This is a genomic window from Ralstonia sp. 25C (genome assembly GCF_051904805.1).
In the GTDB taxonomy this organism is placed as follows: domain Bacteria; phylum Pseudomonadota; class Gammaproteobacteria; order Burkholderiales; family Burkholderiaceae; genus Ralstonia.
Window position 1 is genome coordinate 129207 of the sequence record NZ_CP196737.1, and the last position, 15450, is coordinate 144656.

General features: G+C 62.1%; 19 protein-coding genes. 6 read left to right on the top strand and 13 right to left on the bottom strand.

From position 1 onward, the window contains the following. The first annotated feature begins 77 nt into the window (after positions 1-77). On the top strand, positions 78-482 hold the full coding sequence (locus tag ACS7SF_RS00535) for a helix-turn-helix domain-containing protein (protein WP_439891202.1): 405 nt from the start codon (positions 78-80) through the stop codon (positions 480-482). Positions 483-887: 405 nt separating this feature from the next. Here ACS7SF_RS00535 and ACS7SF_RS00540 read toward each other — a convergent pair whose 3' ends face one another. Then, entirely contained in the window at positions 888-1826 is a 939-nt protein-coding gene (locus ACS7SF_RS00540) for a LysR family transcriptional regulator (RefSeq protein WP_439891203.1), read from the bottom strand. Between the two features lie 103 nt (positions 1827-1929). On the opposite strand from ACS7SF_RS00540, the gene ACS7SF_RS00545 reads away from it, so the two are divergent. After that, entirely contained in the window at positions 1930-2802 is an 873-nt protein-coding gene (locus ACS7SF_RS00545) for an SDR family oxidoreductase (protein ID WP_439891204.1), read from the top strand. A 69-nt stretch (positions 2803-2871) separates the two neighbouring features. Here ACS7SF_RS00545 and ACS7SF_RS00550 read toward each other — a convergent pair whose 3' ends face one another. Then, on the bottom strand, positions 2872-3210 hold the full coding sequence (locus ACS7SF_RS00550; protein ID WP_439892804.1) for a zinc ribbon domain-containing protein YjdM: 339 nt from the start codon (positions 3208-3210) through the stop codon (positions 2872-2874). Between the two features lie 155 nt (positions 3211-3365). Between ACS7SF_RS00550 and ACS7SF_RS00555 the strand changes: the two genes are divergently transcribed. The 3 genes from ACS7SF_RS00555 to ACS7SF_RS00565 are packed head-to-tail and all read left to right on the top strand — an operon-like array spanning position 3366 to position 4802. Beyond that, positions 3366-3713: a hypothetical protein gene (locus ACS7SF_RS00555; protein ID WP_426398596.1), complete on the top strand. Its 348-nt coding sequence runs from the start codon at positions 3366-3368 to the stop codon at positions 3711-3713. Positions 3714-3720: 7 nt separating this feature from the next. Beyond that, positions 3721-3930, top strand: a complete 210-nt coding sequence (locus ACS7SF_RS00560) for a DUF1653 domain-containing protein (protein ID WP_439891205.1) — start codon at positions 3721-3723, stop codon at positions 3928-3930. Beyond that, entirely contained in the window at positions 3930-4802 is an 873-nt protein-coding gene (locus tag ACS7SF_RS00565) for a DUF817 domain-containing protein (protein WP_439891206.1), read from the top strand. Before ACS7SF_RS00560 ends, ACS7SF_RS00565 begins: the two co-directional genes overlap by 1 nt. On the opposite strand, the gene ACS7SF_RS00570 is transcribed toward ACS7SF_RS00565, so the two are convergent. The 5 genes from ACS7SF_RS00570 to bioA all read right to left on the bottom strand — a co-directional run bounded on the left by ACS7SF_RS00570 (position 4771) and on the right by bioA (position 9364). Further along, positions 4771-5295 (bottom strand): hypothetical protein, encoded by a 525-nt coding sequence (locus ACS7SF_RS00570; RefSeq protein ID WP_439891207.1) that lies wholly within the window; start codon positions 5293-5295, stop codon positions 4771-4773. The genes ACS7SF_RS00565 and ACS7SF_RS00570 overlap by 32 nt on opposite strands. 153 nt (positions 5296-5448) lie before the next feature. After that, entirely contained in the window at positions 5449-5976 is a 528-nt protein-coding gene (locus ACS7SF_RS00575; RefSeq protein ID WP_439891208.1) for a hypothetical protein, read from the bottom strand. 56 nt (positions 5977-6032) lie between these two features. Next, complete coding sequence (gene bioD / locus ACS7SF_RS00580) at positions 6033-6722, bottom strand: dethiobiotin synthase (RefSeq protein WP_439891209.1); 690 nt, start codon at positions 6720-6722, stop codon at positions 6033-6035. A 1-nt stretch (position 6723) separates the two neighbouring features. Beyond that, positions 6724-7971: an 8-amino-7-oxononanoate synthase gene (gene bioF / locus ACS7SF_RS00585; protein WP_439891210.1), complete on the bottom strand. Its 1248-nt coding sequence runs from the start codon at positions 7969-7971 to the stop codon at positions 6724-6726. Next, positions 7958-9364, bottom strand: coding sequence for an adenosylmethionine--8-amino-7-oxononanoate transaminase (gene bioA / locus ACS7SF_RS00590; protein WP_439891211.1), 1407 nt, complete (start codon positions 9362-9364; stop codon positions 7958-7960). Before bioA ends, bioF begins: the two co-directional genes overlap by 14 nt. 360 nt (positions 9365-9724) lie before the next feature. Between bioA and ACS7SF_RS00595 the strand changes: the two genes are divergently transcribed. Continuing rightward, positions 9725-9898, top strand: a complete 174-nt coding sequence (locus ACS7SF_RS00595) for a hypothetical protein (protein ID WP_439891212.1) — start codon at positions 9725-9727, stop codon at positions 9896-9898. A gap of 80 nt (positions 9899-9978) precedes the next feature. Here the strand turns inward: ACS7SF_RS00595 and ACS7SF_RS00600 are convergent, their stop codons facing one another. The 6 genes from ACS7SF_RS00600 to catA form a co-directional block, all read right to left on the bottom strand. Beyond that, a complete protein-coding gene (locus ACS7SF_RS00600) occupies positions 9979-10656 on the bottom strand; it encodes a hypothetical protein (RefSeq protein WP_439891213.1) in 678 nt (225 codons plus the stop codon). A 113-nt stretch (positions 10657-10769) separates the two neighbouring features. Further along, the gene (locus tag ACS7SF_RS00605; protein WP_439891214.1) at positions 10770-11552 is read right to left on the bottom strand and encodes a 1,6-dihydroxycyclohexa-2,4-diene-1-carboxylate dehydrogenase; all 783 of its coding nucleotides are present in this window, start codon (positions 11550-11552) and stop codon (positions 10770-10772) included. Beyond that, entirely contained in the window at positions 11549-12580 is a 1032-nt protein-coding gene (benC, locus tag ACS7SF_RS00610; protein ID WP_439891215.1) for a benzoate 1,2-dioxygenase electron transfer component BenC, read from the bottom strand. Before benC ends, ACS7SF_RS00605 begins: the two co-directional genes overlap by 4 nt. 34 nt (positions 12581-12614) lie before the next feature. Next, positions 12615-13103, bottom strand: coding sequence for a benzoate 1,2-dioxygenase small subunit (gene benB / locus ACS7SF_RS00615; RefSeq protein WP_439891216.1), 489 nt, complete (start codon positions 13101-13103; stop codon positions 12615-12617). Further along, positions 13100-14458, bottom strand: coding sequence for a Rieske 2Fe-2S domain-containing protein (locus ACS7SF_RS00620; RefSeq protein WP_439891217.1), 1359 nt, complete (start codon positions 14456-14458; stop codon positions 13100-13102). Before ACS7SF_RS00620 ends, benB begins: the two co-directional genes overlap by 4 nt. Positions 14459-14486: 28 nt before the next feature. After that, positions 14487-15422, bottom strand: coding sequence for a catechol 1,2-dioxygenase (catA, locus tag ACS7SF_RS00625; RefSeq protein ID WP_439891218.1), 936 nt, complete (start codon positions 15420-15422; stop codon positions 14487-14489). Positions 15423-15450: the final 28 nt, after the last annotated feature.

Genomic DNA, 15450 nt, shown 5'->3' on the forward strand with positions numbered 1-15450 from the left:
TCAACATCTCATGATGTTACCAGATGGTCCTAGTAACGCGACGATCTGTGTCGGTTCTCGACACAAGGTGTTGGCTCGTGGCTTTGCGCTCAAAACTTCAATCCTCGACAGAATTAGGCCGTAATCTTGCGGCGGTCCGCCTTGCTAGGGGATGGACTCAAGAACAGGTGGCCGAGCGCTTGGGCGTGGATATGGAAACAATCAGCCGCACTGAACGCGGCGTCAATTGGCCAACACTACCTCGTCTGCTGTCTCTTGCTGATTTGTATGACGTATCCATCAGCAGCCTGCTCCAACACAGTTCGTCGCGCGCAAAGGACATTGCCGAAGATCTGCAAGACCAACTAGATCAACTGACAGAGGAAGACCGGGTCTGGGTCAGGCAATGGTTCAAGGAGATGTGCGAACGTCTCGCCATTGACGTCCATAAAAGGCCTGATTCCGAGAAGCAGCGACATAAGAGCACCGGCCGCTCTGAGTAAAGCTTCGGGTTGCGACAGCTTACCCGTGCGGCATACCGCGCAATGGCAGGCGCGCTCAAGGAAACGCATATGGGCTGACTCCCCGGACAATCAGTCGGAGTGGCTCGTGCGTGAGTCTCGTCCGCAAGGCCGATAGCCTGCTAACACAAGGACATTGGCAATGCTTCGTGAGCGGAGCGACGCCCTTGGTTGCCTAGCTTGCCCCTCTTTGGAACGCGCCCATCATAGCCACCTGGAAGCAGCGGCAGCGAGGTTTCGGTAGTAACCTAACAAGCCTTTCGTTTTGCGCTGATCATTCCTTGCGCCCCAGGGGCATCTTGATTTTGCACACAGGTTTACTTGCATGATGCCCGCCCGACGCGGAGGCGGCAGCGAACGTTCTGCAGAAAAAATCAGCGCATTTGATCATGAATGGCTTTGCGGCGCCGTTTGCGGGAAGTCGTTTGTTCGACATTTACTTCCGCGCACTGCCAACTCCTCCGGCGCCCCCAACGGAAACGCCTCCTTGAGGTGATCGAGAAACGCCGAGACGCGCGCACTCAACAACCGGCGAGATGGATAAAGCGCCCATAAGGCGATATCCGGGCCTTCGACATCGCCCCAATGCACCAGCGTGCCGGCCGCCAGATCATGGCTCACCAGCGATACCGGCAAGCACGCCGCGCCAACACCCAGGCGCACGGTATCCCGAACCATAATCAACGACGACAGCAGCGCGACCGGCTTGATCGAGATACGCGCTGTTCCCGTCGGGCCGGTGACCTCCCAGAAAGCACGTTGATCGCCTTCCCGACGCAGGACCGCCGGCACGATTGCGTTGTCGGTGGGTCGTGCCAGGCTCGGCGCTGCCACGACGACCAGCCGATCGCGCAGAAACACGCGCCCGATCAGGCTTTCATCCCGATTGGGGTTGACGCGAATGACGAGGTCGTACCCTTCTTCGATCATGTTGACGCCTCGGTCTTCCGTCGTCACCTCCAGCTGCACTTCGGGGTACTTCAGTGCAAACGTGGCCACCAGTTTGCCCATGGCAACTTGAGAAAAGAGCACCGGCGCGCTGATGCGCAGCCGCCCGCGTGGTCGTTCGCTTCCCGATGCGATGGCAGTGGCGCTCTCGGCAATTTCAACCAGAAGCGCCCCTGTGCGCTCGTACAGGGCACGCCCTTCCTGAGTCAGCTTCAGCCCGCGTGATCCGCGCTCAAACAGGCGTAGGTCGAGGCTGTCCTCCAGCTCCGAAACCCTGCGGGAAAGCGTGGCTTTGGGCCGCCCCGTTGCGCGAGCGGCCTCGCCAAAACTCCCATGACGGGCGACCAGGTTGAAATCGGCAAGGGCAAGTAGATCCATGTGTTCCACTGATGAGACACGTGGTCTATTTATAGCATCTACCGAACCAAAAATGGATCACCTACCTTAGGTGCGTAACCCACCTCACTAAGGAGTGCACACCATGACTATCCTCGTTACCGGCGCTACGGGCCGCATCGGCCGCCAAGTCGTCAATCAACTCGTCACCCGCGGCGCGGACGTGCGCACCCTGGTTCGTGACCCTGCCAAGGCGCATTTCCCGGCCGGTGTCGACGTCGTGCAAGGCGACATGCTCGATATCGAGTCGCTCCGGCGTGCGTTCGTCGGCGTCAAGACGCTCTTCCTGCTCAACGCCGTGGCAGGCGACGAATTCACCCAGGCGCTCATCGCGCTGAACGTGGCCCGCGAATCCGGTGTGGATCGGGTGGTATATCTGTCCGTCATGCATGCGGAACGCTTTGTGAACGTGCCGCACTTTGCGGTGAAATCAGGCGCGGAGCGCATGATCGCGCAGATGGGTTTCAGCGCCACCATCCTGCGTCCGGCCTACTTCATGGACAACGAGCAGATGGTGAGAGACGTGATCGTCAACCACGGCGTGTACCCGATGCCGATCGGCAGTAAGGGCGTCGCCATGGTGGATACCGCCGACATTGCGGAGGTGGCTGCCATCGAGCTGATCCGCCGGGACCAGGCGCCAGGAAAGCTGCCGATCGAGACCCTCCACCTCGTCGGGCCCGATACGCTGACGGGCCCCGAACTGGCAGCCATCTGGTCAGAGATACTTGATCGCCCTGTTGCCTATGGCGGCGATGACCCTAGCGGGTTCGAGCAGAACGCGGCGAACTTCCTGCCGAAGTGGATGGCGTATGAAATGCGCCTGATGGCCGAGCGCTATGTCAGCGATGGCATGGTGCCCGAGGCCGGCGATGTGGATCGATTGACTCGGATTCTCGGCCGCCCTCTCCGCTCGTACCGTGATTTTGCGACTGCGCTGGCTGGCGCAGCCGCATGAGGCAGACCACATTGTCTGCAAGCCACACCGATGACCTGGGTGCCCTGTCGGTGCGGTGTGGCTGGCGACTTACGCCTTCTTCAAAAACTCCGGCTTGAGCAGATAGCTCACCCCATCGATCTTGCAATCGATCGGGTGGTCGCCCGGGACGAAGCGGATGTTCTTGATCTTGGTGCCGGCCTTGAGCGTGCCCGAACCGCCCTTGAGCTTCAGGTCCTTGACGAGGGTGGCCGAGTCGCCCACGGCCAGCGGGTTGCCGTTGGCGTCTTTGATGACGGCCTCGGCTTCTACTTCCTCTTGCTGCGCGGCCGGGTTCCACTCGTGCATGCAATCCGGGCAGATGTAGAGGTCGCCGTCTGGGTAGGTGTTTTCAGAGCCGCATTGCGGGCAGGCTGGAATCGTCGGCATGGCGTAGGAAAGCAGATAGCGGATAAGGGGGCGCACTATACCAGCCGGGTCGCTCGAGCCGGTTGACGAGCGTCACGCCGGTACCGCTTGAGGGCGTGCTGCCGCGCCAGTTCGGTATGATCCCCTCCTCCATCTCTGAACACAGGAAGACCACCATGGGCGAAGCCAAACGACGCGGCACGCAAGCCGAACGCATTTCTCAGGCGCAAAGCCGGCTGGAGGCATTGCGCCCGGAAAAGCTGGTCTGCGGTGCCTGCCAGACTGCCTTTACCGAATTTGAAGGCATGGAGCCGCGCGATATGCCCGGCATCCACGCCATCTTCGGCGGCGAATGCCCGAACTGCGGCGAGAGCGTGATCTCCTTCAACGGCGAGCCCGAAGCCGTGGCCGCTGCCATGCTGGCGTATCAAGACGCCATGGAAGACGCCAAGCTCGGCGCGCAAACGCAAGAGGGCAAGCACACGCCCTATGTCGACGACGAAGACAAGCCCACGCAGCACTGAGGCGGCCATGCAGAACACCCCGGCACGCCGCTACCGCCACTACAAGGGCGGCGAATACGAGTGGCTGTGCGAGGCCACGTACGAGCCCGATCCCGCCATCAAGATGACGGTCTACCGCGCCGCCAACGGCACGATCTGGACGCGGCCCTCCACCATGTTTCATGAGATGGTTGAAGTGAGCGGCCAGCAGGTGCCGCGCTTTGCGCTCATCGAGTAATGCCGGTCGACATCCTTTCTGCACGAGCGGGCCTGCGGGCCCGTTTTACGTACTGGCGTGCCCGGACCGGCGCCTGGGCTGCGCGCCACAGCCAACTGGCGGCAGCGCTGCACGAGTTTGTCGTCTTTGGCATCAAGCAGGCGTGGGCATGCCTGTTTGGTGGGCTGATGGTCGCCCTGCTGATCGCCACGCACTTCTGGTATCCGGCTGATGCGCCAGTTGCCCGTTACGACGCGCTGACGATAGCCGCCGTCATCATCCAGATCGCCCTGCTCTGGTTGAAGCTCGAAACGTGGGACGAGGCCAAGGTGATCCTGATGTTCCACGTTGCCGGCACGGGCATGGAGGTGTTCAAGACTGCCGTAGGTTCATGGATCTATCCGGAGGCGTCGGTGCTGCGCATCGGCGGCGTGCCGTTGTTTACGGGCTTCATGTATGCCTCGGTGGGGAGCTATATCGCGCGGGCGTGGCGGGAGTTCGACTTGCGGTTCTCGCATCATCCGCCGCTGGCGGTGACCGCCCTGCTCTCGCTGGGCATCTACGTGAACTTCTTCCTGCACCACTATTGGTGGGACATGCGCTACGCGCTGCTGGCACTGATTGCGGTGGCGTTCCGGCGCTGCTGGATTCACTTCCGCATTGACCGCGTGCATCGGCGCATGCCGTTCCTGCTCGGCTTCACGCTGGTGGCACTGTTCATCTGGCTGGCGGAAAACATCGGCACGTTCACACGCACATGGCTCTATCCGAACCAGTTGCAGGGCTGGGAGATGGTGTCGATCGCCAAGCTTGGTGCGTGGTTCCTGCTGACGATCATGAGCTACGTGATGGTGACGCTGGTCAACCCGCGGCGGCCCGCGGACGACGCCTGAACCAGGTGTGCTCGCCGGGAGCCCAGTCGCGCAGTTCGAAGGTGACATGCACGCGGCGAGAAACCTGCAGGTAGACGCCACAAGTCAGCAGCAGCGCGGCAGCGACAGCTACGCCGTCGACGAAGGTCTGGTACGCGCCCGGCACACCGCCGGCCATCAACGTCACCCCGATCATCGGTGGCAACAGCGCCATATGCACGATCATGGCGCGCCGGAACGCGCTGTCATGCGTGGTGGCCAAGACCAGCACCGTGACGCAAGAGATCAGATACAGGAGCATGGTCAGGTTGATGGCCCCGCTGCCCGGCGTGTCGGCATTGAAAAGATCGGCGCCCGCTGTCTGCAGGGCGTCGACAGACAAGCCTTGCCAGAACACCCACGTTGGCCCGGCAATAGCCACGGCGACCACCCACGGCAGCCAGCCGGCCATGCCGTAGAGCGGATGGCGTTCCGCTTCCAGCGGGTCGATGTCGACCCAGTGATGCGTCAGCATGATGCACCCCCAACGATGCGCCCGTTCTTATGACGGGTTGCTGTCGGCCAACGCCGGCGGCGTCTGCCTCCCCTGCTCTCTAGCTTAGGTCGCGCGGCCAAGCGCGCAACGCAGGAGGAACCCTGAGCGCACACCCCGCTTGTGCCACATCAACTACCGGCGGAAGAGCCGTGGGCGGTCTGGGTCGTACAGGGGGTCGGGCGTGATTTGCGTGAGTTGCAGCACGCCGGCGGGGTCGAAATAGAAGTGCATCAGGGATGGCCAGACATCGTCCGCCTTGAAGCGGTACGACCAGACCAGCCGATCCATGCGGGGGAAATACGCCGTCTCAACGGGCTGGCCGAAATGCCGCAGCACATCGTCCTTGGTCCAGACGCCGACCTTGGCCTGGGCAAATTCCAGGCTGCGCAGCACTTGCTTGAAGTCGATGAGCTTGCCGCTGGCATCAAAGTCAGCCGCGTAGGTGAACTGGCCGTACGGCTTGGTTGGGTACAGCCAGCGCGTGCCGCCGTCCAGCGGATACGTCTCACGTGGCGGGCCGAACTGCGCTTGCACGGCGGATTCGTCCGCGCCGACAAGCCGGTGCCCCTTGGTCACGGGGGATTCCAATGCCGCACATCCGGCCGTTGCCGCAGCCACCGCCATCACACTTACTACCGTCAGCCAACGCACTGCGCGCATGACAGCCGCCTCCATCGCGTTCCTTGAAGCGAAACAGTGTAGCGCTGCGTGCGGCCTCACCGGGCAAGCAGCGGCGTGATGTCGAGGTGTGTCGCAGCAAGGTGCGCATCCGCGCGGGGCAGGCGTGGGATGGTGCCGAGATGCGGCGCGTTGATCCAGCGGCGCAGCGTGGCAACGTTATCGTCCAGCCCGGCCATGGATGCATCAACCACGTTGCCGACCCAGCCCGCCAGGCGCAGCCCACGCGCAGCCATTGCCTCGGCCGTCAATGCAGCGTGGTTCAGGCAGCCCAGGCGCAGGCCGACCACCAGCACGACGGGCAAGCCGAGCGCGACCGCCATCTCCGCCGTGTCAAAGCTGTCCGACAGCGGCACGCGAAAACCGCCCACGCCCTCCACCACCACGGCGTCGGCCAGTGACTTCGCCTGCGCAAACGCATCGAGGATGGGCGGCAGCGTGATGGTCACACCCTCGCGTGCGGCAGCCAGGTGCGGAGACATCGGCGCATCGAGCAGCCACGGGCAAACGGTTTCGAGGGGCAAATTGAGCGATGCTGCGGCACGCAACTGCTCGACGTCTTCATTGGTCCGCATGGGCGCGCCTGCCAGCGTACCGGCAGCAATCGGCTTGAGCCCGACCGAGCGATACCCCGCATCGGCCAGCTTGGTCAGCAATGCCGCGCTAACCAGCGTCTTGCCGATTTCCGTATCCGTACCGGTGACGAAGCAATCGAAGCGCGCGGGCATCTCAGGCGGCCTTTGCGGGTTGCAGCGACTGGCCAGCCGCCTCTAGTGCCTGCGCCAACCGCTCGATGTCCACATCCGTATGCGCCGCCGACAGCGTGATACGCAGCCGCGCCGTGCCCACCGGCACCGTAGGCGGGCGGATGGCGGCGATGCGGATGCCTTCGCGTTCCAGCGCGGCGGCCAAGGCCAGTGCGGGGGCGTTTTCGCCAATCACGATCGGCTGGATGGCTGTGGGAGACGGCATCCATTGCCAGCCAAAGCGGGCCGACAAGCGTTGTGCATGCCCGCTCCACACGGCGATGTGGCGGTTCAGGCGGGCACGACGTTCAGCGCCCTCCTCGCTTGCAATCACGTCCAGCGCCGCCTCGACGGCGCAGGCAATCGCCGGGGGCGTGGCCGTCGTAAAGATATAGGTGCGCGCCCGCTGGATGAGCCAGTCGATCACCATGCGGTGCGCCACGATGGCCGCACCCGAACCGCCCGCCGCCTTGCCGAAGGTGCCGACATAAACCAGGCGTTCGGAACGCAACCCAAAGTGCGACAGCACGCCCGCACCGTTCTCTCCCACCACACCCAGGCCGTGCGCGTCGTCCACGATCAGCCAGGCGTCGTAACGCTCTGCCAACGCCAGCAGTTCCGGCAGCGGCGCGATATCGCCGTCCATGCTGAACACGCCATCGGTGACGATCAGCTTGTTGCGGCTGGTGCTCGCCGCCAGCAAGGCCTCCAGCGCTGCCACATCGGCGTGCGGATAGACCTTGACCGGTGCACGAGACAGCCGCGCGCCATCAATGAGCGAGGCGTGGTTCAGCGCATCGGAAAACACGGTGCAGTCCTGCGCGGGCTGAATGCCGCCCGCCTGCGCCATGGCGCTCACCACGGCCAGGTTGGCCATGTAGCCGGTGCAGAAGAACAGCGCATCTGCCTCGGGGATGTGCGGCGCCTGCAGCGCAGCCATGCGCGCTTCCAGTTGCGTGTGGGCAATCGAATGGCCGCTCACCAAGTGCGACCCGCCGCTACCGAATCCGTACTGCTGCACGCCCTCGGTCGCTGCCTCAGCCAAGGCAGGATGCGCCGCAAGGCCTAGGTAGTCATTACCGCAAAAGCCAAGGATGTCGCGTGGTTCGCTGCCCGGCATGCTGGTGCGCTGGCTGCGGTCGGTGGGGCTGTAGGCGGTGCGGCGCACGCGGCGCAAGTGCGCAGCGTCGATGGCGTCGAGGCCCGCCTGCAGGTCGTCAAGCAATCGCATAGGTATGTCCTTCCGTTTCGCCAGTGGTCTGGGCCAGCGTGTCTTCAAGCGTCTGTAGCGTGCGGTCGACCAGCGTGTCGGTCTCTTCGTCGCTCAGCACATAAGGCGGCAGCAAATAGACGGTGTTGCCGATCGGGCGCAGCAGCAGCCCGTGTGTGCGTGCCGTCAGCGCAAAGCGCTCGGCAAAGCGCGCGCCGGCCACTTCGGGGTGGACGTCGAACGCGGTAATCATTCCCGTCTGCCGCAGATGGGCGAAGCGCGCGTCGTGCGACAACGGCGCCAGCCCCTGTGCGATGCGCGCGGCGGTCACCCGGTTGCGCGCGAACACGTCTTCCTCCGCAAACAGATCGAGCGTAGCCAGCGCAGCGCGGCAGGCCAGCGGGTTGCCAGTATACGAATGCGAATGCAGGAAGCTGCGCACCGGCGCATCGTCATTGAATGCGTTGTAGATGGCATCGCGCGACAGCACGATCGACAGCGGCAGATAGCCCCCGCTGATGCCCTTGGACAGGCACAGCAAGTCGGGCCACACGCCCGCCTGCTCGCACGCGAAGAAGGTGCCCGTGCGGCCACAGCCGACGGCAATTTCATCGGCAATCCAGTGCACGCCAAACTCGTCGCACAGCGCACGCACGCCGCGCAGGTAGCTCACGTCGTGCATGGCCATGCCGGCGGCGCACTGCACCAGTGGTTCGATGATGACGGCGGCGATGGTGCCGGCGTTCGTGCTCAGGCAGTCGCGCAGCGCCGCAAGGGCGCGGTCGGCCACGTCGGCGGCGGTCTCGCCCGGGCCTGCCAGGCGCGCGTCGGGTGACGGCACGCGATGCGATTGCAGGATCAGCGGGTCATACGCGTCGCGGAAGATCGCCACATCGGTCACGCCCAGCGCGCCGAGCGTTTCGCCGTGATAGCCGTGTTCCAGGCAAACGAAGCGACTGCGCGTGCCCTGCCCGGCATTGCGATGCGCGTGGAAGCTCATCTTGAGCGCGATTTCCACGGCGGAGGCCCCATCCGAGCCAAAGAAGCTGTGGCCAAGTACGCCCCCCGTCAGGTCGACCAGGCGCTCGGCCAGCTCCACCGCCGGGCGATGCGTGGCACCGGCCAGCATCACGTGTTCCAGCGAATCGAGCTGCGTTTTGAGCGCGGCATTGATATGCGGATTCGCGTGGCCGAACAGGTTCACCCACCATGAGCTGGTACCGTCCAGATAGCGCTTGCCATCAAAGTCGATCAGCCACGGGCCCTGGCCGCGTGCAATGGGCAACGGCGGCATGGCATCGAGCCGCGCGTTTTGCGTGCACGGATGCCAAACCGCCGCACGGCTACGCGCCTGCCAAGCCGTGTTGGCGCTAGGCACACCGTCAGCCGGCACAGGGATGGGGGGATACGCCATACGAACCTCCAAGTAACAACGCCGGCCCCACGATGCAGCAGAAGGGGCCGGTACATGGCGGCGTATGGTAGGCGGCTTGTCGGTCAATCAACAAGCGGACAGATCAGCGCTTTTTGTCGCAAAAATTACCGACAAAGCACGATGAAGCAATGTTTTTCGGTAAAACGTCGGCGGTCTTGCGGTGATCTTTGCGCAAAAAATTTTTCGGAAAATGCCGCGAGGCGCCTTTTTCGGCACCTGCGGGAGCGGCCGCACATCAGGATAAGGTGATATTCAGAATGTACTGAAAGGATGGAGTGCGACATTGTCGAGTCCTAGGGATAACCCTATACTAGGGAAAACCCTAGAGAGGACGCCATCATGATCCAGCAAGCCTATTACACCCCGAAGTTCGCGGCCGAAACGCAGGCACAAGCCGCCGACAGCAAGCCCCTGGCGCTGATGCGCGCCGTGTTCAACTACTTCCGCAACGGTTGGGATGACAACCTGGAAAACGCCGAAGTGGTTGGGAAGTCGGGTTCGTATCTCGGCTAATCCCTCGCTCCAGCAGTACGAACGGACAAACGGCGCATCGGCGCCGTTTTTTGTTTTCTCGAAAAAATATCTACTAATTTTTATTTTTTTCTACGAGCAGCCTCGCCAATGAGGAAGATCAGGCGGCCGAGCGTTTCGCAGTGCACATGATTTGCAAATCCTCCAATCAAAAAACCGAACAAAAGCGCTGCCACCAGGACACTAATTCCAAATGATCCACTTTCGTCGATACGGCTCGCCATATCTTTCAGAAATAGTAGCATCGGGTTTTGAGAGGCTTGCTTGGCGATACCGATGATTGTTACCAGGGCTGCCGGGGATGCTAGCAGGTAGAGGCCAGTGGTCCTTCTCGCCGTCATGCGAGCATGCTCTCGCTCCAGATGAGAATGCGCGCTCGTCAAAGCATCGACTGAGAATGAGGAGAATCGGGCGATGGCATCCTCGTCGAAAGCTATACGTCTCCTGAGCGCCGGGTGAAATTTCCCATCTTTTACTCCAACAACAATAGAAGCCAGAACCCAGATTGCAAATATCATTGAAAATACGATTAGCGCAACAATAAAAATCCAGATTGCAAAATTCCTTACCCCAATGTAGTGAAATACACTGGATAAAATCAGCCCCGCAATGATGACTGCGATGGAGATTATGAAAACACGATCAAGCAGAATCTGCCCCTTACTCTTGTCGCTTCGTTGATTTTTTACTTCATTGATTACCTGGAGTAACTCATCTGAGAGGGCGTACCTTTTTTCCATATCGAGAGGAAAAGAGGAGCGTTTATGATCGAGTTGGCCTAAGCCGCACGGAAAACAAGCAGCCTAACGCACTTTTGACGCCCTCCGCCGCACTCAAAATGCTGAGTTCTCCCCTACCCTAAATCCCCGCCGCCCACCGGCAACACCGTCCCGGTGATGTACGAAGCCTCATCCGAAGCCAGGAAGAGGATCGCCCGCACCTGCTCATCGATCGTGCCGTAGCGGTGCATCAGGCTGCTGGCGAGGGTCTGGTTGACGATGCCCTGGTACCAGACCGTTTCCTGCTCCGACATAGGTGCCACGTTGCGCGGGATCTTGCGCGGCGGTGCCTCCGTGCCGCCCGTGGCGACGGCGTTGACGCGGATGTTGTCGTCCGCATGCTCCAGCGCCAGGCTGGCCGTCAACGCATTCACACCGCCCTTGGCTGCCGAGTACGGAATCCGGTAAATGCCACGCGTGGCGATCGACGACACGTTGACGATCACGCCCTGCTGGCGCTCGACCATGTGCGGCAGCACTGCGCGGCAGCACCACAGCGTCGGAAACAGTGAACGGCGGATCTCCGCCTCGATCTGCGCCTCTTCATAGTGCTGATATGGCTTGGCCCAGATCGTACCGCCAACGTTGTTGATGAGCACGTCGATGCGGCCGAAAGTGTCGAGCGCAGTCTGCACGGCGTGCTGCGCGCCAGCGTAGGTTTCCAGATCTGCCGTGACAGCGTGGGCCTGGCCGCCAGCTGCGGCAATCTCGACCTGCACCTCATAGACCAGCTCCGCGCGGTCCACCAGCAGCACCTGGGCGCCCTCTTCTGCGGCGGACATTGCGACACCGCGCCCGATGCCCTGCGCCGCGCCGGTCACGACGACGGTCTTGCCTGAGAATCGTTGCATGCTCATGCTGCCTTTGCGATCGTGCTGGTCGCGTTGGGCGTGAACTTTTCGTAGTGGAAGCTGTTGGGCTTCACGCCTTCGTCGTCAAAGTAGGTGCGCACGGCGTCGACCATCGGCGGCGGCCCGCACAGGTAGACATCCACGTCACCATCGTTCAGCGCGTTGGCCGGAATGTGCTGTGTCACCCAACCCTTGCGTGGGTGGCTCGATGCGCCATCGGCGACGACGGTGGCGTAGCTGAAATTCGGCAGCCGTGCCACGTAAGCGTCGATCGCGTCGACCTGCACCAGATCAAGATCGCGCGTCACGCCATAGATCAGATGCACCTTCTGCTGCGAATGGCTGCGCGCCAGCACCTCGAGCATCGACAGGAACGGCGCGAGGCCCGTGCCGCCGGCGAGGAACAACAGCGGCCGTTGCACGTCCCGCAGATAGAAACTGCCCAGCGGCCCTTGCAGATCTAGCCTGTCACCCGGCTGTGCGGCTTCGAGCCAGGTGCTCATCACGCCGCCGGGAATTTTCTTGATCAGGAAGCTGACCTTCGCTTCGCCGGGCGCTGACGAGAACGAATACGAGCGATGCTGGCCGCTTCCCGGCACGCCGATGTTGACGTACTGGCCGGGCAGGAACACCGGCGCAGTCGCATCGACATCCAGTTCGAGCACCACGGCAGCATCGTTGTGCAGCTCGACTTTGGACAGGGTTGCGCCAAAGCTGCTCTGCCCGGTCTTGCAGGTGGTCGACGTGGTCGGTACCGCGATCACGCAATCGCTCTGCGGCACCATCTGGCAGGTCAGGACGAGGCCCGTGTTCTTCTCGTCTTCGGTCAGTGCGTCTTCGATGTAATCGTCACCGAGGTCATAGCTGCCGCTTTCGGCACGGCATTTGCACGTCCCGCACACGCCGTCGGAGCAATCCATCGGCAGGTTGATCTTGGCGCGGAAGGCGGCGTCGAGCACCTTCTCTCCCGCTTTGCAGTCGATGAAACGGGTGACACCGTCCTCGAAATTGAGTGCAACTTTGAAACTGGACATGGGATACCTCCACTGCCTTTGATACGGGGTGCAATCAAACGTGATAGACGTCGAGCACCTGCCGGATGTAGTCGTTCTTCAGGACGATCTTCTTGGATGCGATCAGGAAGCCATCACCGGCGCGGCGCAGCGTGACGAACATCGTGCCGAAGAATTGGTCGGTGGCCTTATACCGATGGCTGAGGGTGTGGAAGTTGTAGCGCACGTCGACGGCATCACCGCGCTCGGCCAGGACTTCCACGTTGGCGATGCTGTGGCTGGTTCTCGGCTCCGGCGTCGATGCGCCGCTACGCTCGGTCTTGATGCGGAAGACGCGGTCTTCCAGCCCACAGCGATTGGCGTAGTACATCAACGAGATCTCGCTCTGGGGGTCTTCGGTCAACTGGTCATCGTCATCCCAGGCGGGCATCCAGTACGTGACGTCTTCCGCGTAGCACTCCAGCCATGCGTCCCACTGGCGGTCGTCGAGCAGCCGCGCCTCGCGGTATAGGGCCGCGCAGATGTTCTGGTAGTCGGCGCTCATGCTGGCACCCCTTCGCATTCCTTCTTCAATGCATCGCGCATGACTTGCACCCAGTACTCGTGCTGGCAGACGAACAGGCCTTCGTCTTCACTGCGCTCGCCCGAGATGAGCGGTTTCAAGCCCATCTTGGTGGCGTTTTCGTCGGGGCCGTGCACCCACAGCGGTGCGCCGCGCGACAAGTCGTTCCACAGGGCGGTGGTGCCGGCGTACCCGTTCTGGCAGGCGCGGAATTCCTCCAGGTCGTCCGCCGTGCCCATGCCGGTGACGTTGAAGAAATCCTCGTACTGGCGGATGCGCGTCGCACGATCGGTTGCGCTCTCGCCCTTGGGCGCGAAGCAGAAGATCGAGACTTCGGTCTTGTCGACGCTGATCGGCCGCACCACGCGAATCTGCGTGCTGAACTGATCCATCAGGAACACGTTCGGATACACGCACAGGTTGCGGGTCTGATTGACGATGAAGTCCGTCTGGGTTTCGCCCACGCGTGCCTTGATTTCGTCACGGTGTCCGTAGACCGGACGCACTTCCGGGTTCATCGTCTGGGTCCACAGCAGGATGTGGCCGTGCTCGAAGCCGTACACGCCCGCCACCGACTTGCTCCAGCTGTTCGCATCCACCGCCTGCGTGCCGCCTTCCTTGCGCCGGCCCATCGTGGCGGCGTAGTTCCAGTGCACCGTGCTGACGTGGTAGCCGTCGCAGCCGTTCTCCATCTGCATCTTCCAGTTGCCTTCGTAGATGTAGGAAGAGTTTCCGCGCAGCACTTCGAGCCCGTTTGGCGCCTGATCGACGATCTGGTCGATGATCACGCGGGCTTCGCCCAGGTAGGTTTCGAGCGGTTGCACGTCCGCATTGAGGCTGCCGAACAGGAAGCCACGATAGTTCTCGAACCGTGCGACCTTCTTCAAGTCATGCGAGCCGTGCGTGTTGAACTGCACCGGATACTCGGTGGTCTTCTCGTCCTTCACCTTGAGCAGCTTGCCGGTGTTGGAGAACGTCCAGCCGTGGAACGGGCACGTGAAGCTTCCCTTGTTGCCATGCTTGCGACGGCAGAGCATCGCGCCCTTATGCGCACAGGCGTTGATGACCGCGTTCAGCTCCCCGGTCTTGTCGCGGGTGATGACGATCGGCTGGCGGCCGATCCACGTGGTGTAGTAATCGTTGTTGTTCGGAACCTGGCTCTCATGCGCCAGGTAGACCCAGTTGTTCTCGAAGATGTGCTTCATCTCCAGTTCGAACAGGTCGGGGTTGGTGAAGATGTCTCGGCGGCAGCGGAAAACGCCCGCCTCTTCGTCATCCACCACCGCAGTTGAGAGCAGGTGATCCAGTTCGTTGGCTTTGTCGATCAAGGCGGACATGGTCGTCTCCACTTAGCGTTCTAAGGTCTCAGACCTCGGCCGAAGCGCGCAGGCGGTTCACGCGCTGGTTGTCCTTGCCCTGCACCAGCGGCGTCAGCACGACGTTGAATTCGATGTCCTTGTACGCATCCGTCTTCAACCCCAGGGCCGTACCGCCGTTCTTTTCCACCACGTGCGGAATCAGTTCTTCGCGGGTGGCGTAGGCAAAGTCGTCCCAGATGAGCGGATCGCCTTCGATGTTGAATTGCGTCGTCAACTTGCGGTGGCCATCGCTCGACACGAAGAAGTGCACGTGCGCCGGACGATTGCCGTGGCGGGCCAGCCCGTTCAGCAGTTGCTGCGTTGCACCCTGCGGCGGGCAGCCGTAGCCCACAGGCATGAGTGTGCGGAATTCGTACTTTCCGTCGGCACCGGTGCGGACTGCGCCGCGCAGGTTGAACGGGCTCTGCTCGCCGGTCGGATCGAAGTGCGAGTAGAAGCCGTTCGAGTTTGCATGCCAGCACTCGACCACGGCGCCGGCCACCGGCTTGCCGTCCGGGCCCGTCACCGTGCCGTGAATGATCAGCGGGCCCGCAGCCGGGTCCGGATCGAGGTCGATCCGGGACACACCATCGCGCACCGTTGCGCCCGCAACGTACAGCGGGCCTTCGATGGTGCGCGGTGTCCCGCCGTTGAGGCCAAGCGCTCCGTCCTCAGCATCCATGCGGATGTCGAGGTACTTCTCCAGGCCCACGCCGGCAGCCAGCAGTGCCGCCTCGCCGTCCTGACCGAGCTTGTTCAGGTAGTTGATGCCCGCCCAGACTTCATCCGGCGTGATGTCGAGATCGTCAATGGCCTTGAACAGATCGGCCAGCAGGCGGTGGGTGATCTGCTTCAGGCGGGCGTTGCCTTGCTTGCCATCCAGGTTGGTGGCGGCTTTCAGCAGGTCCTGCACTTCTTTCGTTTCGAATACGCGCGTGTTCATGATGGGTGTCTCCACTTGGTTTTTGAGG

What these genes read in the sequence shown, in the direction of transcription:
- ACS7SF_RS00540 (WP_439891203.1), bottom strand. Translation starts at nt 1,826, where the DNA reads ATGGATCTACTTGCCCTTGCCGATTTCAACCTGGTCGCCCGTCATGGG.
- ACS7SF_RS00545 (WP_439891204.1), top strand. Translation starts at nt 1,930, where the DNA reads ATGACTATCCTCGTTACCGGCGCTACGGGCCGCATCGGCCGCCAAGTC.
- ACS7SF_RS00550 (WP_439892804.1), bottom strand. Translation starts at nt 3,210, where the DNA reads ATGCCGACGATTCCAGCCTGCCCGCAATGCGGCTCTGAAAACACCTAC.
- ACS7SF_RS00555 (WP_426398596.1), top strand. Translation starts at nt 3,366, where the DNA reads ATGGGCGAAGCCAAACGACGCGGCACGCAAGCCGAACGCATTTCTCAG.
- ACS7SF_RS00560 (WP_439891205.1), top strand. Translation starts at nt 3,721, where the DNA reads ATGCAGAACACCCCGGCACGCCGCTACCGCCACTACAAGGGCGGCGAA.
- ACS7SF_RS00565 (WP_439891206.1), top strand. Translation starts at nt 3,930, where the DNA reads ATGCCGGTCGACATCCTTTCTGCACGAGCGGGCCTGCGGGCCCGTTTT.
- ACS7SF_RS00570 (WP_439891207.1), bottom strand. Translation starts at nt 5,295, where the DNA reads ATGCTGACGCATCACTGGGTCGACATCGACCCGCTGGAAGCGGAACGC.
- ACS7SF_RS00575 (WP_439891208.1), bottom strand. Translation starts at nt 5,976, where the DNA reads ATGCGCGCAGTGCGTTGGCTGACGGTAGTAAGTGTGATGGCGGTGGCT.
- bioD (WP_439891209.1), bottom strand. Translation starts at nt 6,722, where the DNA reads ATGCCCGCGCGCTTCGATTGCTTCGTCACCGGTACGGATACGGAAATC.
- bioF (WP_439891210.1), bottom strand. Translation starts at nt 7,971, where the DNA reads ATGCGATTGCTTGACGACCTGCAGGCGGGCCTCGACGCCATCGACGCT.
- bioA (WP_439891211.1), bottom strand. Translation starts at nt 9,364, where the DNA reads ATGGCGTATCCCCCCATCCCTGTGCCGGCTGACGGTGTGCCTAGCGCC.
- ACS7SF_RS00595 (WP_439891212.1), top strand. Translation starts at nt 9,725, where the DNA reads ATGATCCAGCAAGCCTATTACACCCCGAAGTTCGCGGCCGAAACGCAG.
- ACS7SF_RS00600 (WP_439891213.1), bottom strand. Translation starts at nt 10,656, where the DNA reads ATGGAAAAAAGGTACGCCCTCTCAGATGAGTTACTCCAGGTAATCAAT.
- ACS7SF_RS00605 (WP_439891214.1), bottom strand. Translation starts at nt 11,552, where the DNA reads ATGAGCATGCAACGATTCTCAGGCAAGACCGTCGTCGTGACCGGCGCG.
- benC (WP_439891215.1), bottom strand. Translation starts at nt 12,580, where the DNA reads ATGTCCAGTTTCAAAGTTGCACTCAATTTCGAGGACGGTGTCACCCGT.
- benB (WP_439891216.1), bottom strand. Translation starts at nt 13,103, where the DNA reads ATGAGCGCCGACTACCAGAACATCTGCGCGGCCCTATACCGCGAGGCG.
- ACS7SF_RS00620 (WP_439891217.1), bottom strand. Translation starts at nt 14,458, where the DNA reads ATGTCCGCCTTGATCGACAAAGCCAACGAACTGGATCACCTGCTCTCA.
- catA (WP_439891218.1), bottom strand. Translation starts at nt 15,422, where the DNA reads ATGAACACGCGCGTATTCGAAACGAAAGAAGTGCAGGACCTGCTGAAA.